Genomic DNA, 17,624 nt, shown 5'->3' with positions numbered 1-17,624 from the left:
GGCGGATCTATCGCCCCAGACACTGGCGTCACGTGCCGACGTGGCTGCGTATCGAGCGGCGCAGATCAATACGCCCCGCACCTGGGCGGAGGCTAAGGTCCGCGGATCGCCCTACCTAGCACACTTGTTACGCGTTGCACGGCCGAGACAAATTCAACAGCGTCACACGGGCATCGTCTAGGTCACCGGCAATACCATCAATGGCGATTCCGACAGTCTCTGCGTCGAGGGTGACTTCTCGCGATTTATCGACGCCAGCAAGCTCCGCATGGAGACGCAGCGTCTTGATGACACGAAGCAGCTTTATGGAGAGCGTCTCGACGCGATCATAAAACGCTTCGCTTCCGGGATTCAGCGAGATAAGCGGGGAAGGAATAGTAGGCATAGTGCGGTCCTTTAGTGAACATCGACCCACCAGCACGAAGACGGGTGGGCGGAACACTGAAAGGATTGACAGACCGAGGCAAAGAACAAAACTCGGCAGCCCGGAGGCTCCCCATCAATGCCCGCCCAAAGAGCGCGCAAGAATGCAAGAAGTCGACCTTGAACGGCCGACTTCATTCTTTGCTGTCAGGCTGTCAAACCTGATCATCGTTGTGTAGATGACCAAGTCAGCTTATCGCCTCGACCCGCCTCCAAACAATGAGACGGGTCTGAAAGAGCATGTCGCTCACTACGACGCAAGACAGCATAGAGGATGGCAGATATCTATTGACCCAGTGAAAAACTGCTCAGAATGCTAACCTTCGGGAAACGACCGTTGTGCGCGAACCCGCAGGATGTCAAAGAGCAGTACGAGAGGCAGATTAAGGATTTGCAGGAAACGTACGGCGAAGCGATGCTGGAGTTACGTGCGCGAAACAAGTTGCAGCCCCTGCTGGGCGAGGACGAGAAGTAATCGTCGCGATTCAGCAGGGATTGCAAGCCGACGGTACCAAGGTGCCGATCACCAAGCTGTGTCAGTGGTTTGGCGTGCCACGCCGGACGGCGTATTACCGCCCGATTAAGGCGCAGCCCAAGGTCCAGGATCGGTTTGCTGATCCAATCAAGGCCTTGATCGAGGATGAGCCGTCGTTCGGCTATCGCATCGTGGCTTACCTGCTTGGGTTGAACAAGAACACGGTGCAGCGCATCACCCTAGGGCAACGGCGAATTCTGCCGCTTATTTCGGCTTCCCGGTGTATCCATCATCGAGCGTGCCGATAAAGGCGATGATGTCCTTGATATCCTGATCCGTCATCGCCGGCGTTTCACCCGGCTTGCGATCGAACGGCGGATCGGCCACGTCCACATTGGCGTGATATTTCGCCGGGATATCGTCGTACTGTTCGACTTTCCCTGACGCGTCCTTCGGATAGATTTTTTCCGGATTCGTGCTGCGCAGGTTGTAGAAGTTCATCACCTCCTGCAGCGTGTGGTATTCGCCATTATGGAAGAACGCATGGCGCGTATCCACATTGCGCAGCGTCGGCGTCAGGAACATCCCGCAATACTGCGTCTGCGATGCCACATCTGTGCGGAACGGCCCGCAAACTCCCAGATCGAAGAATGCCGGGTTTTTGTTGATCTGCAATTTCGTATTGCGCGGCACGCCCAGTGCTTCGTATTGGGTATCGGTAAACAGCGGCGGCAGACCGTCCTTCGTCGGTTGACTCAGATGGCAGCCGGCGCAATTCGCCTTGGTCGGATCGTTGAACAAGGCCATCCCGTGCATCTCGGCGCGGGTCAACCGCGCCTTGCCCTGCAGCCAGGCGTCGTATTTGCTCGAGAAGGCGTGGAAAGACGCATCCTCGAATTCGTAGCGACCGATGGCGAACATCGCTTCCGACACCAGCAAATCGTCCTGGCCGAGGATGTTCTTGCCGAAGAGCTGGCTGAAGCTGGCGGCATATTTGGATTGCTTCAACTTTGCGGCCACGTCGGCGACGTTTGCATTGGCCATTTCGACCGGATTCAACATCGGGCCGAGCGCTTGCCGTTGCAGCGAATCGGCGCGCCCATCCCAGAAAAGCCCGCCCTGCGGCACCAGTGCCGGCGCGGCCGGCGTCGTACCGGCATCCTTCGTTGCCCGTTGCGTTCCCTTGGCGGAATCGGCGAGCGCGTTCAAGTCGATCGGCACTTCCACATCGCCGCCGATATCGGGACCAATGCTAAACGTGGCCTGCCGGTACAGATAGGCCAGCGATGGCGGCGGCCGATAGCCTTCCAATGTCAGGTGCGGCCCCCCCATCTGCACCGACAGATCGTTCGGCGGCCCGTAGGCATGCGCGGCGCTGTGGCAGGAGGCGCAGGACTGCTGCCCCGACGCCGACAGCGATGGATCGTTGAACATTTCCTTGCCAAGCAAGGCAACGGCGCTCAGCGGCGCGACCGGCGGCAGCAGCAAGTGCACCGGCTGCGCATTGATCCCGGTCCAATCCTGTACGACCGCGCCCCATTTTGCCGGCAACGCGGCGGGATGGGTGATGCCGTAGGCGCCCGCGGCGATCACGCCGCAGGACAGGACGACGACACCGGCCGCCCAACGGCGAATCGATCGTGCCGTCGGCCGCACCGATCGCCCACCGCTGGGCAACTTCGGCATCAATACACGATTGGAAGGGACTTTCATGACAAATGAACTCGGGCTTTCACATAAGAGAAATCGAGCCAGCAGCTTGCCTGGCTCGACGAGGGATGCGACCGCATCGCGGTCGCTCCGGGCGCGTCACATCGTTAAGTGGACGACTTCGGCGTACCGTCGGTGTTCAACAGCAAGGTACGCGGCGACGAGACCGATTGCGTGAAGTCGAACATGTTCAACAGACTGCCGGCGCTCGCATCGTCCGAGCCCTGACCGATGCGCTGTCCGCCCAACCAATTGTCTTCGATGAACTTGACGACCGATGCCTGCGTGACCAAGGTGTCGTCGACGTAGTTCTTCTTCGCATACGGCGAGAGGATCAGCATCGGAACACGCGTGCCCGGACCGCAACGACCGTTGACCTGGCCACCACTGACGCCCACGCCCGGCGTTGCGCCGGTCGCGTTACAGACGCCGGTACCGTTCAACTGGTCGGCACCGGTAACCGTACCGGCTTGCGTCGACATCGACGTGGTCGAATCGAACGACGACGTCGTCGGTGCGATATAGCGATGGTCGAACCAGCCGTCCGAGTCATCGTAGGTCAGGATGATGGCCGTGCTCTTCCAATCCGGCTGTTGCATGATAAAGTTGACCAATTGCGTCACGAAGGTCTGTTCATCGAGCGGATCCGAATTACCCGGGTGCGCATCGCCGACTTCAGGCGCCTTGATATACGCGACCGACGGGAAGTTTCCGGCGTTCACGGCCGTATAGAAGTCGTTCACGTCGTACTGGTGGTGCACCGGCGTCAAGGAGTTATCCTTCGGGTCCGTTTGACCGATCAGTGCTGTCGACGTCGGCCGCGTGTGTGCCGGATTGCGCGTGGTCGCGTAGTACTGGAACCAGGCGTGGTGCGGGCTATAGTCGGTCGACGTCGAACTGAGCACCGACGAATACGTCGAACGGGCACAGGCCGTCGTGCCATTCGCGTTGGTCGTCGTCAAGTCGAAGCCGCCCATGAAGCCGCCCCACGTGATGCCCTGCGCGTTCAGCAGATCGCCGATGTTCTTCGACGTCATCATGATCGTGCTGGTCTTCGACGAACACTGGTCGAATGCCGGGTCCGTATCGCCGACCAAGGTCAAGCCGCCTGCGCCGTCGGAGATCGTATTCGGGCTGGACGTGCCGACCACGTTCACCGCGCCGTTGTTCGTACCGGAGATCACCGACACGGCGCCCGGTGTCGACGGACCGTACGAGTCCGTGTAGGCGTTGTCGTTCAGCGCGAAGTTCTGCGCATAGTTCCACATGCCGGTGACCGTGTTGCCATCGTAATACCCCATCACCAGGCCCGCCACGCCATATGCGCCGGTGGTCGTGACGGTATTGTTACCGGTATAAAGCGGGAACAGATCCGCCGCGCCGTTGTCGTACGCGAGTTGCTCCGGCGTGTAGCTGTGGGTCTGGCCTTCGGTGTTGGCTTGTGAGCGGTCCAGACGGAACGAATCCCGTGCATTGACCCCATTCAGCGTATTGGCCTTTGTCGGGCTGTTCGTCAACAAGGCCGTCGTCAGGCCGACGACCGACGGCGTGCCTGCCGCCGCGGTGAAGGCCGGCTCACCGGCCGGATTCGTTGCGTTCGGGTAGGTACCGAAGTAATGATCGAACGAGCGGTTCTCACCAAAAATAACGACAATGTGCTTGATCGGCGTTGCGGTCGCGAGCGCGTCCTGCGCGGACAACGACGTGGTGGCTGCCGTCGCCTGGTGTCCGTTGCTGCCGCTACAGGCCGCGAGCACCAACATGGAAAGGGCGAGCGGCACCGATACCGACAGCGGAATCGGCAGGATTTTCTTGCGGAACATGGTTGTTACTCCAATTTCTCGACGCTTTAGGGCGAATTGTTCTTCTTTGCAGGGGGCTTTTTAAGACACCTCGTAGAAGGCATCCACGGGTGGCTTTCCTGACGTTTGCCAACTTCTGTAAGTTAAGCGTCGTGAATTGGAACACTTGCAGTTTACGCTGTAATGTCTATTACTTTTAAATGCCTTACAACTAACGCGACGTTTCCTTTCTAACCTTTTATTTGCTTTCGTAATTTTGTAGAAATGCTTTTGAATGCTTTCTTCCGGATATCCATAAGGAATGCCAATCATATAATCGGTAATATGATATTAGGCATACGTCATCGCACCGCGCGCGCTATACTCCGACCGCAACATCGCCGGAACAGCGCCCTCATCTCCTTGCCCTATCGCTGCGAAACGACATGGCGGTTCCCTACCACTCCTTTCCTGATGGGAACCCTAAATGAAACAGCGCATCGTGATAGTCGAAAGACGCACCGACGCCGCGGAGGTGTTGTGGGAGAACGCGCTTTCTCACGGTTTCCATCCCGACGTCGTATTTGATTTTGATATGGCGACACGGAAATTGACCGAAGCGCATTTGCCCGATGCGATATTGCTCTCCTCGACGAAGGACGAGCGGATCAATCAGTCCTTCCTAAAAACGTTGCGCTGTACGCCGCGAACGCGGAATCTGCCGGTGTTCGTGGTGGTAGCAGGCGGTGCGACGAGCCGCGCGGCCGCGATGAAAGCCGGGGCGACCGGTTGCATCGATGAACCGTTCAATAACGCCGAGCTCTTCGCCCGCATCCGGGCCGTCGTTCGCAAGACCGTACGAAAGTAAGGGCCGGCGCGGCGCCGCGACGCGCTTTACAGCATCGCCACGAGCAAGAGCACGATGCCGGCTATCGATGCCAACCAGCAATACGATCTGACATAGGGCACGCCGCCTGCATACAGCGGGACGTAGACGATACGGGCGATCAGGTAGAGCGCCGCGCCGATGTGACTCAGTGTACCTGCCTTGCCGGCCAGATGGACAATCAGAACCGCCGCGATAAAGACCGGCAAGGTCTCCATCAAATTCTTTTGCGCGCGCTGTAATCGGCCCGTTACAGGACCGACCGGCGGTCCGGGCTCGTCACGTGGGCTCGCATTGTATCGAATGCCCGTTTCCTTATTCCGCAACATCGCCGGCAACATCACCTGCACCAGCGTCAGTACCAATACCCAGGCCAGGATCGTCATATCGATTGTCATCTTTTTTCCTTATTTTTTATGGGTAGGCGGTGCGCCGGCATTCCACCAGCAATTTATGCGCCATACGGCCCGTAATGCGTTCCCGGCCCCTCTTCGACGAGCTGCCCGGACTCCAACTTCAGATAGCGGTCCGCCAGCGGAAAGTAGCGATCGTCGTGGCTGATCACGAGCATCGCTTTTCCGCGCGCCCTGAGCGCGGGCAGCAAGCGGCGATAAAACACCTCCTTGAACAGCGGGTCCTGGTCGGCCGCCCACTCGTCGAACACGTAAAATGTACGATCTTCCAGATAAGCCACCAGCAACGCCAAGCGTTTGCGCTGACCTTGCGACAAGTCCAAGGTCGAGAATACCCCACCCTGCACGCTGACCTTGTGCTCCAACTGCAATTCGCACAAGAGCCGCTGCGCATCGGCATCGCGTCCACACGCCGCGACATCGGCCGCCGATACATTCAGTCCTAGCAAACTGTCGAACAGGAAAAAGTCGCTGAAGACCACGGAAAACAATTGACGATAGTCTTCGCGTTGCGCGTCTCCCACCGGCGTTCCATCGATGACGATGCGGCCCTGCTCCGGCGGATACAGCCCCATCAGCATTTTCGCCAAGGTCGTCTTGCCGCTTCCATTGCCGCCGATCAGATAGACGATCTCGCCGGGCCGGAATACCGCATGCACGGGGCCGAGCGTGAAACTCTCGTTCTCCTTTTCCCGAAAATAGCGATGCGCGACGCCGTCCAGCACGATCTCTTTAAAACCGGCCGCGCCGCGCGTCACGGCGGCGCCCGATGCGCAACGCGCCTCGGCGCCGCCTGCCGTGCGCGCCCGCGCCACATCGGCTAAACCAGCGGACGCCCCTTCCGGCACCAGCTCGCCGTTGACATGCTCGATACGCTCCCATGCCACGCGCGCGGCGCTTATCATCGGCATGGCCGACAGCACCGCCTCGATCGGCATGATCATGTAGACGAACACGATCGCATAGCCGGACAGGACGGATGCACTGGCGTCCAGATGCCCCGCGAACACGAACAGCGTCAAGCCGATAAAGGCGAACAGGATGAAGTTGCCCCAGCTGTTTGCCGCTGCATAAAACAGATAGCCCCGCGTGCGTTGCATCCGTACTGCTTCGACATTGTCCGCCAAGGTTCCTTCGACAAAGGCATCGCGGCGCGCGCGGTGCAGGCGCAACTCTTTTGCGCCATCGAACAAGGCGCGCAGATGCCGTATCAATTCATCCTCGCGCAGCCGCGATGCACGCAGATGAAACAACGCTTTCGTATGCGCCAAACGGTATCCGAGCGTCCCCAGGACGATCGTCGCCAAGGCCACCACGAAAACGCCCCAAGACAGATAGGCCAGATAGACCAGACATCCGACGATCAAGGCGCCTTGTGTCACCAATGTGGGCAAGCCGATGAACAAGGCGACGATTGCATCGAGATCCTGCGTCAGGACCGCCAGGGACTTGGCCGCACCCTGGCGCTCCAAGGCGGGAAAGGACGCGTTGGCGATCCGATGGATCGTGCTCATCCGCAAGTTTGCCTTGACCTGTTGTCCCAGGCGCATGAAGAGCGTCTGCGCCAAGGTGCGCGTGACGACCACCACGAGGCCCAGCACGAGAAACAACAGGCCCAGCCGCGGCAAGGCGTCGGCATCGGCGGCAAGGGCCTGATTGATCAGCGCAAGCAGACCGGCATTCCCGAAGCCCCCGCTCAAACCGCACAGCATCGCGATGATCAGTACCACCCGTGATTGGCGAACCAGGCGCAACAGGATCGACATGTCCCTCCTCGTCGGCCAGTCAAGGCATCGGTCGGCGTGTCTCGAAATCGCGCATGCCTGCGCAGGCGAGGATGCTGCTATAGCGGAGCAGTCGCATCCGGTAGGTGTTTAATGCGCGGTATTACGCGTCGTGCAAGCGAAGATAGAATGCGCATCGCGACACTGTCAAGCATTAGCGCCGGCTGCAGTGCGTACGCGTCTCGACATGTGTCAATAGGATATTGCCCGTTCACCAGCGATACGATTCGAGACGCGTCGTTTACTCATTCGGATTCCGAATAATATTTCCCTGGCGTGACTTCGCGGATAAATGCATTCCGTTCCGCTGCAAACGCCCCAGTGCTTCTCCCCTCACAAGCCCGCGTTTTCCAATGCGGCGACGGTCGCGTCGAACACGACGCGAATGCGCGCGGGCACAGGCCCGCGTTGCGGCCGATAGACGCAAACGGGCCAAGGTTCTGGCTCGAGATCGGCAAGTACGCGCACGAGTTTGCCGGCTTCGATCCAAGGACGCGCGATATAGCTCGCCATTTGCGTAAAACCCAGTCCGGCGACCACCGCCTGGGATTCGGCTTCCGTGTCATCGGTTTGAAACACCAGGCGCACAGGGGTGAATTGCTGTCCGTCGGCGAGCTGCCAGGGCCAAGGACGTCCGGTGCGACGGTCGACATAGCCGGTCGTTGGCAACTCCGCCATATGCGCCAGGTTGTGCGGCAGTCCCACTCTGTCAATCAATCGCGGGGCGCCGACGACGACGAAACCGACTTTTGCCACCTCCCGTGCGACGAAGCGGCTATCTTGCAAAAAACCGATCCGTACACCAATATCGATCTGCTCCGCCACCGGATCTACGATCGTGTCGGAGAGTCGGAGGTCGATGGTGAGGTGCGGATAACGGTTCGCCATGTCCGTCACCAGCGGCAGCAACAGGATTTCGCCTATCGATTTCGGCACGGTCATCCGGACCGTTCCCATGACTTCGGCTGCGGCGCCGACATCTCGATTTCCGAGCAGCCGATCGACCTGCGCCACGAGCTCGCGCGCTTGCTGCGCGAATTGCGCCCCAGCCTGCGTAACATTGACGCGCCGCGTATTTCGGTGAAATAGCACCTCTCCCGTGGCGCGTTCCGCCTCGTGTACCGCGCGTGTCACGGCCTGCGGCGAGATTGCCAGACGGGTGGCGGCATCCTTGAAGCTAGCGGCATCGACGGCGGCGCAGAAGATGCGCAACATCTCGATTTTGTTTAACATAGGCGCGATTGTGACAATGCCAGAAAATGGAATTGTGAAATCGTAACATTTCCATTGCTTTGCATAGCGTGGATTTCTTACCATGCTCAAACGGAGGCAGTGTGCGATGCGCCAGGTGCGGCGCTAGCGGTCACCCTTTTTGGCGTTAAGAGCACGCTTCCGCATCCCGTGGCACCATAAACGGCTGCCGCAAGCAAGCCTTGCGGATCCTTGGCAGTGTTTCCCCGGCCAAGGCGTATCGCTCCGTTCACGACGCATTCGCGATTTCAAGATATCTATAGGGTCAAACCATGTACAAAGCCTACGGTTACGCAGTGCAATCCCCGACGACGCCGTTCGCCCCGTTCGACTTCCAACGTCGCGATACGGGTCCGAACGATGTGCGTATCGATATTCAATATTGCGGCGTCTGTCACTCGGACCTGCACACGGCGCGCGGCGAATGGGCCGGCACCGTCTATCCGAATGTGCCGGGCCACGAAATCGTCGGCACCGTCGCAGAAGTCGGCAAGGACGTTACGAAATTCAAGGTGGGCGATCGCGTCGGCGTCGGCTGCATGGTCGACTCCTGCCGCTCCTGCGCCGCGTGCAACGAAGGTCTGGAACAGTACTGCGAGGGGCCTGGCGGCTTCGTCGGCACCTATAACGGCCCGGACAAGCACACCAATGGCGTCACGTACGGCGGCTACTCGTCGTCGATCGTCGTCGATGAAGCTTTCACGCTGCGCGTCCCGGAAAACCTCGATCTCGCCGCCGCCGCACCGTTGCTATGTGCCGGCGTGACGACGTATTCGCCGCTCCGTCACTGGAAGGTGGGTCCGGGTCAAAAGGTGGGTGTCGTCGGTCTGGGCGGTCTGGGCCATATGGGCGTGAAGCTCGCCGTGGCGATGGGCGCCAAGGTCGTGCTGTTCACGACGTCGGCCGGCAAGGTCGAAGATGCAAAACGCCTGGGCGCGCATGAAGTCGTGATCTCGAAGGACGAAGCGCAGATGGCCGCGCACGCGAACAGCTTCGACTTCATCCTGAACACGGTAGCCGCATCGCATAATCTGGATCAGTTCACCGCGCTGCTGAAACGCGATGGCGTGTTGACGCTGGTCGGCGTGCCGGAACACGCGCATCCGTCGCCGTCCGTCGCCAACCTGATCTTCAAGCGCCGCACAATCGCTGGCTCCTTGATTGGCGGCATCGCCGAAACGCAGGAAATGCTGGATTTCTGCGGCGAGCACAACATCACGTCCGATATCGAAATGATCCGCATGGATCAGATCGAAGAAGCGTACGGCCGGATGCTGAAGAGCGACGTCAAGTATCGCTTCGTCATCGACATGGCATCGCTGGCACGCTAAGCCTGTTTGACGGCGGCGTATCGAGATACGATGCGCCGCCCTGTTTCACGATTCGCGCGGCGGCGTTCGACTGAAATCCGCGGCGGCGAAATCGGCTCCCTGGAAACGCGCCTCTAGCGCGTCCACCACCTTGCCTTCCGCCAGAATTTGCTCCGCGTATTCCTCCGCGTTATCTTGCGGACGATAAGCGACATGGATGCGGCTGTTATCCCACCACGCGCGCGTATTGGCCGACATTCCATAGACGATATCGAAGCCCACCCCGGGCGTGTCGAGGCCGGCGTCCACCAACGCGCAGGCGTCGCGATGCGACAGCCAGGTGCTCAGGTGCCGTACCGAAACGGGACGCGGCTGAAACGAGCCGATCCGCAGACAGACCGTCTCGATGCCATGCTTTTCCCAATATAGCCGTGCCAACCCCTCACCCCACACCTTGCTCAGCCCATAGAGACTGTCCGGATTGACCGGCATCGTCGGGTTCAGGGCCATATCGGACGTATACATCCCCGTCGCATGGTTGCTGCTGGCGTAGACGATCCGTCGCACGCCGGCATGGCGCGCCGCCTCGTAGACCTGGAACAGCGCCACATAGTTATGTTGCAGCAGGACATCGAAAGGCTGTTCGACCGAGATGCCCGCCATATGCACGATCGCACCGGCACCGTCGAACAAGGAACGGCAGAAAGCAGGATTACCAAGGTCGCCTTGCACGAACGACGCGCCGGCGGCATCGATCGCGCTCGTGCCGGCGCTGTCCAATGGCTTGATATCGGTATAGCGGACCGAACGGCCCGTTTCGATGAAATGCGCACGCAGCACCTGGCCGATCGCACCGCCCGCGCCGGTGAGCACCACGGGCTTGCCCGTCGATTGTTCCGGCGTGCCGTCTACCGCCGCCTGTGTTTCAGCATTTTTCATTACGGAAGCCTTTCAAGATAAAACATCGGGCCAAGTGTCGACATGACGACACCGGCCCCGAGTTGTCCTGGCGCGCACGGCGCGCCTGCTAGATCACATCCCGCAACGCCGCGGTTATCGTTGCTCCTTGACGCGCGACACCAATTGCGTGGGGCTGACGAATTGCAGGGCGATCAAGACCCAGACCAGGGTAATGGCCATATAGATCATCGCCATCGCATCGATCGACTGGGAGGCGCGAACACCGGTGGAGAACACCGCGTAATACAAGGCCACCACCAGCGTCTGGGTACTCGGCCCCGCCGTGAAATACGTCAGCTCGAACATGCCGATGGTACGGACCAACACCAGCAGACCCGCGGCGAGCATGCCCGGCACCAACAGCGGCAACAGCACGTACCGAAAATAGCGTAACGTGTTTGCGCCAAAGATGCGCGCGGCGGACTCGAGGTTCGGATCGATCTGCTCGATAAACGGCGTCATCACGAGAATCACGAACGGCAAGGCCGGCACCAGATTGGCCATGATCACGCCGACTAGCGTGCCCGCGAGCCCGAACTTGTACATCACCGTTGCCAAGGGAATGCCGTACGTCACCGGCGGCACCATCATCGGCAGCAGGAAGATCAACATGGCCCAGCGCTTGCCCGGAAAGTCGACGCGCGCCAACGCATAGGCGGCCGGCACCCCTAGCAGCACCGACAGCAACACCGTCGATCCCACGACGATCGTCGTCACCCACAGCACGCTAGCCAGCTGGAAATCGGACCACGCCTGTGCATACCAGCTTAGCGTGAAACCCTGCGGCAACAAGGTGCCGAACCATCGCGTCGCCGTCGAATTCACCGCTACCGTGGCAATCAGCAATAGCACGTTGACCAGGAAAAAGATCATCGCGCCCCAGACCACCGCCTTCCACAGGCGATCGCCGATGCCCGCCGGCGGACGCGGCTGCCGATGCTGGACGGTATCGGCGCGCGCACTGCCGTCCTTTTCGCGCGGTCGCCCGTTCTTCCCGTCTTGCGCGCCGTACCGCGCCGCATCGCCGGCGACCTGGTCGTGTCCATCGGCAATGGCGAACGCACCGGCGTCGGTACGCGCCTCTCCCACTACCACCAGTCTTTTGCGCGTGTTCATCAGCCTTTCCCTCCCGTCACCGGACCACGATAGAAGAAGCGCCGTGCGCCCAACATCGCCGCCACCACCACCAATTGCGCGAACCCCATGACGATAGCGATCGTCGATGCGAGGCCGTAGTCGTAACTCTCGAACGCCGCCTCCGATGCCGCAATCGAGATCACCCGCGTCGGACCTGCCGGCGAACCGAGCAGAATCGCCGAAGGAAAGACCGAGAAGGCCTGCACGAAGGACAGACATGCCGCCATCGTCAATCCCGGCACCAGCAAGGGCAGATAGATCTGACGGAACTGCTGCCACGGCGTGGCCCCCAGCGTCGCTGCCGCGCGGGCCAGCGTCGGATCGATGCCGGTCACATAGGAGAGCGTCAGCAAAAAGGCGAAGGGGAAACCCGACACCACGAGCGAGATCAGAACGCCCCAGTAGTTATGGGTCAGACGCACTTCATCGTCATACAGATGCAGCGCATGCACGGCCTGCGAAAACCAGCCGTTCGGCCCGAAATAGCTGAGCATGCCGTCGGCGATCAGGACCGTGCCCAAGGTCACCGGGATGACGAGCAAGGTCGTGACCAGTTTTTGATATGGCGACTTGCGACGCAGCGCGAAAGCGACCGGTATCGAAAGACCGACATTGATGACGGTGGCCGGAATCGCCAACTTCATCGTGACGAAAATCGTCGGCCACATTGTCCGGTCGGTGAAGAATGTCAGATAGTTCGTCCAGACACTGCCGCCATTCATCGGCTGGAACGACAACATCAGCCCATAGAAGAAGGGGTAAATAAACATGGCGGCGATAAAGAGCAAGGCCGGTACGACCAGCCAGCCCTTCATATCGCGCGGCATCGCCGCCGGCGGCACGCGAAGCGCGGGCGCATTCATGCATTTTCTCCGATATACACGAGCGCGCGATCGGTCGGCACGCTCAGGCGGATACGCTCGCCCGCGCGGATATCGCCCGGCAGACGTGCCCAGAGCGTGCCGAACGCGGCGCGTGCGAACACCAGCGAATGATGGCCGCCGTATTCCACCGTTTCCACGTCGACGCTGAAGGCATTGTCATCGTCCGGCGTTGCCAGCGCGAGGTCCTCGGGCCGGATTGCCAGGCTCACGGCCTTGTGGTCGAAGGCAGCCATCGCGATGCCGCTCAACGTCACGCCCGCCGCGCTCACCAGCACGCTGTCGCCGCGCATCCCTTCCAGCGTGAACGGCAGCACATTCCGGTAGCCCATGAAACGCGCCACATGCAGATTGGACGGCCGCCCATACACTTCTTGCGGCGTGCCGACCTGCTGCACCTGCCCTTCCTTCATCACGACGATGCGATCCGCCATCGACAGCGCCTCGTCCTGGTCGTGCGTGACGTAGATCGTCGCGCGATCCAATTCCGAGTGAATGCGGCGGATTTCCGCACGCATTTCAATACGCAATTTGGTGTCCAGATTCGACAACGGCTCGTCCATCAGGATCAACGGCGGCTCGATGACGATCGCCCGCGCGATCGCGACCCGCTGTTGTTGTCCGCCCGACAACTGGCCCGGCAACTTCTTCTCATGCCCGACCAACTGCACGAGCTCCAACGCCGCCCGCGCACGCCGCGTGGCTTCCGTTTTCGCGACCCCACGCATTTTCAAACCGAAGGCCACGTTGTCCAACACGGACAGATGCGGAAACAGCGCGTAGTTCTGGAATACCATGCCGAAACCGCGCTGCTCCGGCGGCAGAATATCGATCCGCTCTTCATCGAGCCAGATACCGCCGCCGGTCAGCGGCTGCAAACCCGCAATGCAGTTCAGCGCGGTGGATTTGCCGCAGCCCGACGGCCCGAGCAATGCGATGAATTCGCCGCGGGCAATATCGAGATCGAGCTCGCGCAAGGCATTCAACTGTTGGCCTTCGGCATTGGTGAAACTGCGCGAGACGCCGTCCAAACGCAATTGTCGGAACGAATGATTCATCGTGGCACCTTTTGATACGCGAACAGCGCGCCGAACGGCGCGCTGAGGGAGAGAAAGAGAAACGTGCTTTGGCCTTATTTCGACTTCTGTGCGCCCACCTCGCGGTCCCATTTCTGGAATGCCGCCACCATGGCCGTCGCATCCAGCGGCACCACGTTCGGACGTTGCGCTATCCACTGCGCATATTCAGGACGCCCATATTTCTTGATGACGTCCTGGCTTTGCTGCGGCGCCATTTCCAGCGTCACGCCCTTCACGGCCGGGCCCGGATAGAAATAGCCGTCGTCATACGTGCGCGCCTGTTGTTCCGGTTCGAGCATGAAGTTCATCAGCTTGAGGAGGACGTCGAGTTTCTCCTTCGGCACGCCCTTCGGAATCGCCATATAGTGCGCGTCGTTGACCCAGGTCATATTGTCGAAGGCTTGCACCTTGAACTCGGCCGGGACGATCCCCAATGCACGCGGGTTGATATCCCAACCTGTCACCGTCAACGTCATGTCGCGGGTGCCTTCGCCCAGCTCCTTCATCACCGCCGACGTGCCGCCCGGGTAATAAGGGATGCAGCTATCCAGGTCCTTCAGGAAAGCCCACGTTTTATCCCAGCCATTGACCGGATCGTGCGGATCCTTGTCGCCCAGCAGATAGGGCAAGCCCATCAGAAAAGTCCGACCGGGACCGGAATTGGCCGGACGGGCATAAATCAAACGATTAGGATTCGCCTTGCACCATGCGAGCAACTCGGCAGGCGTCTTAGGCGGATGTGCCACTTTGGCCGGGTTGTATTCGAGCAAGGGGCCGGCCGGCATATAGGTGACTTCCACGGCCTGGTTTTGCGCGATGTCCTGCATCTTGCGCGGGCCCGGCGCATATTTGTCGAGCAGGCCCGGGAGGCTGGCTTGATGATCCGGCAGGATGGTCTGGAAGAGCTTCTGCTGAATCCCTGCGGCCAGAACATCGGTGCCGATCAAAATCAGATCGATATCGGAACGGCCGGCATTTTGCATTGCCTTGATTTTTCCCGGCAACTGCGGCGCCGGCGAATTGGTGAACGTAATGGACGAAACGAGGTCCGGATACTTGGCCTTGAATGCTTCAAAGCTCTTTTGCGTCAGTTGGAGATTGCCGGCCGCATCCACGATGTTGATCGATACGCCTGCCGCATACGCCGACCCGACAGGGCCGACACCGATACCCAAACCCAATGCCAGACTTGCGCAGATTGCCGTCAGCGATATACGGCGTTTTGCTACGTTCACCATCGTCAGTCCCCTTGCTTTATTATCGGTATCGCCCTTTCCGGCTTCCTGCACCGCATCGGACCCAAGACTTTGTCTTAGAGATAAGTTATCTGATGTCGAATCCTAATGGCGGGGGGAAATGGCTACTATCAATGTAAACCCTTGCGATGACTGACATCCCAATTATTAGGATCGGTAATCGTATTACTTCTGCGTTAGCGCCTTATATAACAGGCAAGTCGTATGACCTATCATTTGAATGACTAGCGCCAATCGCACTTTTCGAAAAGAATGACTGCGTTATACGACGTCTCACATTTACCGGCGTACTTCGCCTGATGCGGGACCGGACAAATAGGTCGCGAGAAAGTCGACAAAGGTCCGCAACTTCGTCGAAAGCTGATGCCGCTCCAGGTAGATCGCATGAATATCGGCGTCGGGCAGCGCCCACTCCTCCAGAAGCGGCACGAGTCGGCCGTCGGCGAGGTAGGCAGTCGTCTCCCATTGTGATCGGATGACGATACCTCGTCCTTCCAACGCCCATTGCAAAACGGCGCTGCCATCATTGCTTGAGAGCGGCCCATCGACCTTGATTGCCTCGGCACGCTTGCCGTGCGTGAAGTGCCACGTGCCGTACGCGGCCTGGTTTTCCCTGAGCACGATGCAGGCGTGCTTCGACAGATCGTGTGGCGTTCGCGGCGTGCCGGCGCGCCGCAAATAGGTCGGCGACGCACAAACCACGCGCCGGTTCTTCAACAACAGACGCGCATTGATGCGTGCATCGGGGACCGTGCCGAACCGTATCCCGATATCAAAGCCTTCTTCCTGCAGGCTCAGCGGTCGTTCGGTCAGGTGCAACTGAATCTTCATGGCGGGATAGCGCGCGATGAATTCCGAGACAGCGGGGGCGATGCGCGCCCGGCCGAAACCGAACGACGCGTTGACCCTCAGCAAGCCGGCGGGCTCGGCACGACTGCGTGCTACGCGTTGTTCGAGATCGACCAGATCGTCGAGGATACGCGTGCCATGACTAAGATACAGCTCGCCCTCCGGCGTCAAGCTCAAGCGCCGGGTCGTGCGATTCACCAGCCGCACGCCCAGGCGCCGCTCCAGTTGGGCAAGACGTTTGCTGACGGCAGGCGGCGTAACACCCAGCTCGCGCGCGGCAGCGGCGAGATTGCCATGTCGTGCCACCAGCGCAAAGACCACCAGATCCGAAAAGCCATTCATTCCCGTTCTCCACCCTGCCTGTACGCCGCATCGATTCGTTCCAAAAAAGACATAGCAGATTGCTTTTTGGGAAACCCAATCGTTCCTGGCATCAATTAGACTCGATTCCATTAACGGAAACAACGTTTCCCCCGCCGCGCAGCGCGATGGCCGCGTCGGCCCCTCGATACACAGGTTTTTCATGGCAGCTTTATTCGATGGTTTTACCGATGCCTCGGTCGACGTCGACGGCATCCGCATTCATGCGATCAAGGGCGGCGCCGGTCCGGCATTGCTGCTGCTGCATGGGCATCCGCAAACGCACGCGATATGGCATCGCGTGGCACCGGCTTTATGCGAGCAGTACACCGTCGTGCTTGCCGATCTGCGCGGCTACGGTGACAGCGACAAGCCGGCAGGCGCTGCCGATCACGGGAATTATGCGAAGCGTCGAATGGCGCTCGACCAGGTCGGCTTGATGCGGGCGAATGGTTTTCATGCGTTTGCCGTGATCGGTCATGACCGCGGCGGGCGAGTGGCGGCGCGGATGGCGCTTGACCATCCGGAGACGGTCACACGACTGGTCACGCTGGATGTCGCGCCCACGCTCGCGATGTATGAGCAGACGTCGCAGGCCTTCGCACGCGCCTATTGGCACTGGTTCATGCTGATCCGCCCGGCCCCTTTTCCAGAAACGCTGATTCGCGCGGATCCCGATCTTTACCTGAAGCAAACGATCGGTGCCCGCAGCGCCGGGCTCGCGCCCTTTACGCCCGCCGCCTATGCCGAGTATTTGAGATGCCTCTCGGACCCTGGCACCGCACATGGCATCTGCGAGGATTACCGCGCGAGCGCGACGATCGATCTGGAACACGATCGCGACACACTCGCAGCGCGCCAACATATCGCCTGTCCCTTCCTGGCCCTATGGGGCGCGCAAGGCGTTGTCGCGCAATGCTTCGATCCCTTGCGCGAATGGCGCGCCTATGCCCCGCACGTCGAAGGCGGCGCCTTGCCCTGCGGACATTACATCCCGGAAGAAGCGCCCGATGCGTTGCTGCACCGCATCCTGCCCTTTCTCGGCGGCCGCGACGTTTTTTGATACGAG

The 17,624-nt window shown here is 60.0% G+C and carries 15 protein-coding genes and 1 pseudogene; 4 read left to right on the top strand and 12 right to left on the bottom strand.

What is annotated here, in order from left to right; translation table 11 throughout:
• Positions 1-127: 127 nt before the first annotated feature.
• A complete protein-coding gene (locus tag ABEG21_RS19730; RefSeq protein WP_347557120.1) occupies positions 128-385 on the bottom strand; it encodes a hypothetical protein in 258 nt (85 codons plus the stop codon).
• 375 nt (positions 386-760) lie between these two features.
• On the opposite strand from ABEG21_RS19730, the pseudogene ABEG21_RS19725 reads away from it, so the two are divergent.
• A pseudogene (locus tag ABEG21_RS19725) lies at positions 761-898 on the top strand (DUF1153 domain-containing protein); the annotation flags it as partial.
• A 264-nt stretch (positions 899-1,162) separates the two neighbouring features.
• Here ABEG21_RS19725 and ABEG21_RS19720 read toward each other — a convergent pair.
• Positions 1,163-2,611, bottom strand: a complete 1,449-nt coding sequence (locus ABEG21_RS19720) for a cytochrome c peroxidase (RefSeq protein ID WP_347557119.1) — start codon at positions 2,609-2,611, stop codon at positions 1,163-1,165.
• Positions 2,612-2,715: 104 nt separating this feature from the next.
• Positions 2,716-4,431 carry an alkaline phosphatase family protein gene (locus tag ABEG21_RS19715; RefSeq protein ID WP_347557118.1) on the bottom strand — a complete coding sequence of 572 codons (1,716 nt, stop codon included), beginning with the start codon at positions 4,429-4,431 and terminating at the stop codon, positions 2,716-2,718.
• A gap of 445 nt (positions 4,432-4,876) precedes the next feature.
• Here ABEG21_RS19715 and ABEG21_RS19710 point away from each other — a divergent pair, with 445 nt between their 5' ends.
• Positions 4,877-5,257 (top strand): hypothetical protein, encoded by a 381-nt coding sequence (locus ABEG21_RS19710; protein WP_347557117.1) that lies wholly within the window; start codon positions 4,877-4,879, stop codon positions 5,255-5,257.
• A gap of 26 nt (positions 5,258-5,283) precedes the next feature.
• On the opposite strand, the gene ABEG21_RS19705 is transcribed toward ABEG21_RS19710, so the two are convergent.
• The 3 genes from ABEG21_RS19705 to ABEG21_RS19695 all read right to left on the bottom strand — a co-directional run bounded on the left by ABEG21_RS19705 (position 5,284) and on the right by ABEG21_RS19695 (position 8,705).
• A complete protein-coding gene (locus ABEG21_RS19705; protein WP_347557116.1) occupies positions 5,284-5,673 on the bottom strand; it encodes an MAPEG family protein in 390 nt (129 codons plus the stop codon).
• A 53-nt stretch (positions 5,674-5,726) separates the two neighbouring features.
• On the bottom strand, positions 5,727-7,454 hold the full coding sequence (locus ABEG21_RS19700) for a cyclic peptide export ABC transporter (RefSeq protein WP_347557115.1): 1,728 nt from the start codon (positions 7,452-7,454) through the stop codon (positions 5,727-5,729).
• A 351-nt stretch (positions 7,455-7,805) separates the two neighbouring features.
• Positions 7,806-8,705: a LysR family transcriptional regulator gene (locus ABEG21_RS19695; protein ID WP_347557114.1), complete on the bottom strand. Its 900-nt coding sequence runs from the start codon at positions 8,703-8,705 to the stop codon at positions 7,806-7,808.
• A 290-nt stretch (positions 8,706-8,995) separates the two neighbouring features.
• On the opposite strand from ABEG21_RS19695, the gene ABEG21_RS19690 reads away from it, so the two are divergent.
• Positions 8,996-10,054, top strand: coding sequence for an NAD(P)-dependent alcohol dehydrogenase (locus tag ABEG21_RS19690; protein WP_347557113.1), 1,059 nt, complete (start codon positions 8,996-8,998; stop codon positions 10,052-10,054).
• 45 nt (positions 10,055-10,099) lie between these two features.
• On the opposite strand, the gene ABEG21_RS19685 is transcribed toward ABEG21_RS19690, so the two are convergent.
• From ABEG21_RS19685 to ABEG21_RS19660, 6 genes are all read right to left on the bottom strand, one after another.
• Positions 10,100-10,972 (bottom strand): NAD(P)-dependent oxidoreductase, encoded by an 873-nt coding sequence (locus ABEG21_RS19685; protein ID WP_347557112.1) that lies wholly within the window; start codon positions 10,970-10,972, stop codon positions 10,100-10,102.
• Between the two features lie 114 nt (positions 10,973-11,086).
• On the bottom strand, positions 11,087-11,866 hold the full coding sequence (locus ABEG21_RS19680; RefSeq protein WP_347558091.1) for an ABC transporter permease: 780 nt from the start codon (positions 11,864-11,866) through the stop codon (positions 11,087-11,089).
• A gap of 242 nt (positions 11,867-12,108) precedes the next feature.
• The gene (locus ABEG21_RS19675) at positions 12,109-12,993 is read right to left on the bottom strand and encodes a sugar ABC transporter permease (RefSeq protein WP_347557111.1); all 885 of its coding nucleotides are present in this window, start codon (positions 12,991-12,993) and stop codon (positions 12,109-12,111) included.
• Positions 12,990-14,069, bottom strand: coding sequence for an ABC transporter ATP-binding protein (locus ABEG21_RS19670; RefSeq protein ID WP_347557110.1), 1,080 nt, complete (start codon positions 14,067-14,069; stop codon positions 12,990-12,992). Before ABEG21_RS19670 ends, ABEG21_RS19675 begins: the two co-directional genes overlap by 4 nt.
• A gap of 74 nt (positions 14,070-14,143) precedes the next feature.
• Complete coding sequence (locus tag ABEG21_RS19665; RefSeq protein WP_347557109.1) at positions 14,144-15,328, bottom strand: extracellular solute-binding protein; 1,185 nt, start codon at positions 15,326-15,328, stop codon at positions 14,144-14,146.
• Between the two features lie 297 nt (positions 15,329-15,625).
• A complete protein-coding gene (locus ABEG21_RS19660; protein ID WP_347557108.1) occupies positions 15,626-16,537 on the bottom strand; it encodes a LysR family transcriptional regulator in 912 nt (303 codons plus the stop codon).
• 181 nt (positions 16,538-16,718) lie between these two features.
• Between ABEG21_RS19660 and ABEG21_RS19655 the strand changes: the two genes are divergently transcribed.
• Complete coding sequence (locus ABEG21_RS19655; protein ID WP_347557107.1) at positions 16,719-17,618, top strand: alpha/beta hydrolase; 900 nt, start codon at positions 16,719-16,721, stop codon at positions 17,616-17,618.
• Positions 17,619-17,624: the final 6 nt, after the last annotated feature.

It is taken from the genome of Robbsia sp. KACC 23696 (assembly GCF_039852015.1).
Taxonomy (GTDB): Bacteria; Pseudomonadota; Gammaproteobacteria; order Burkholderiales; family Burkholderiaceae; genus Robbsia.
This window is presented reverse-complemented; position numbering and strand designations above follow the sequence as displayed.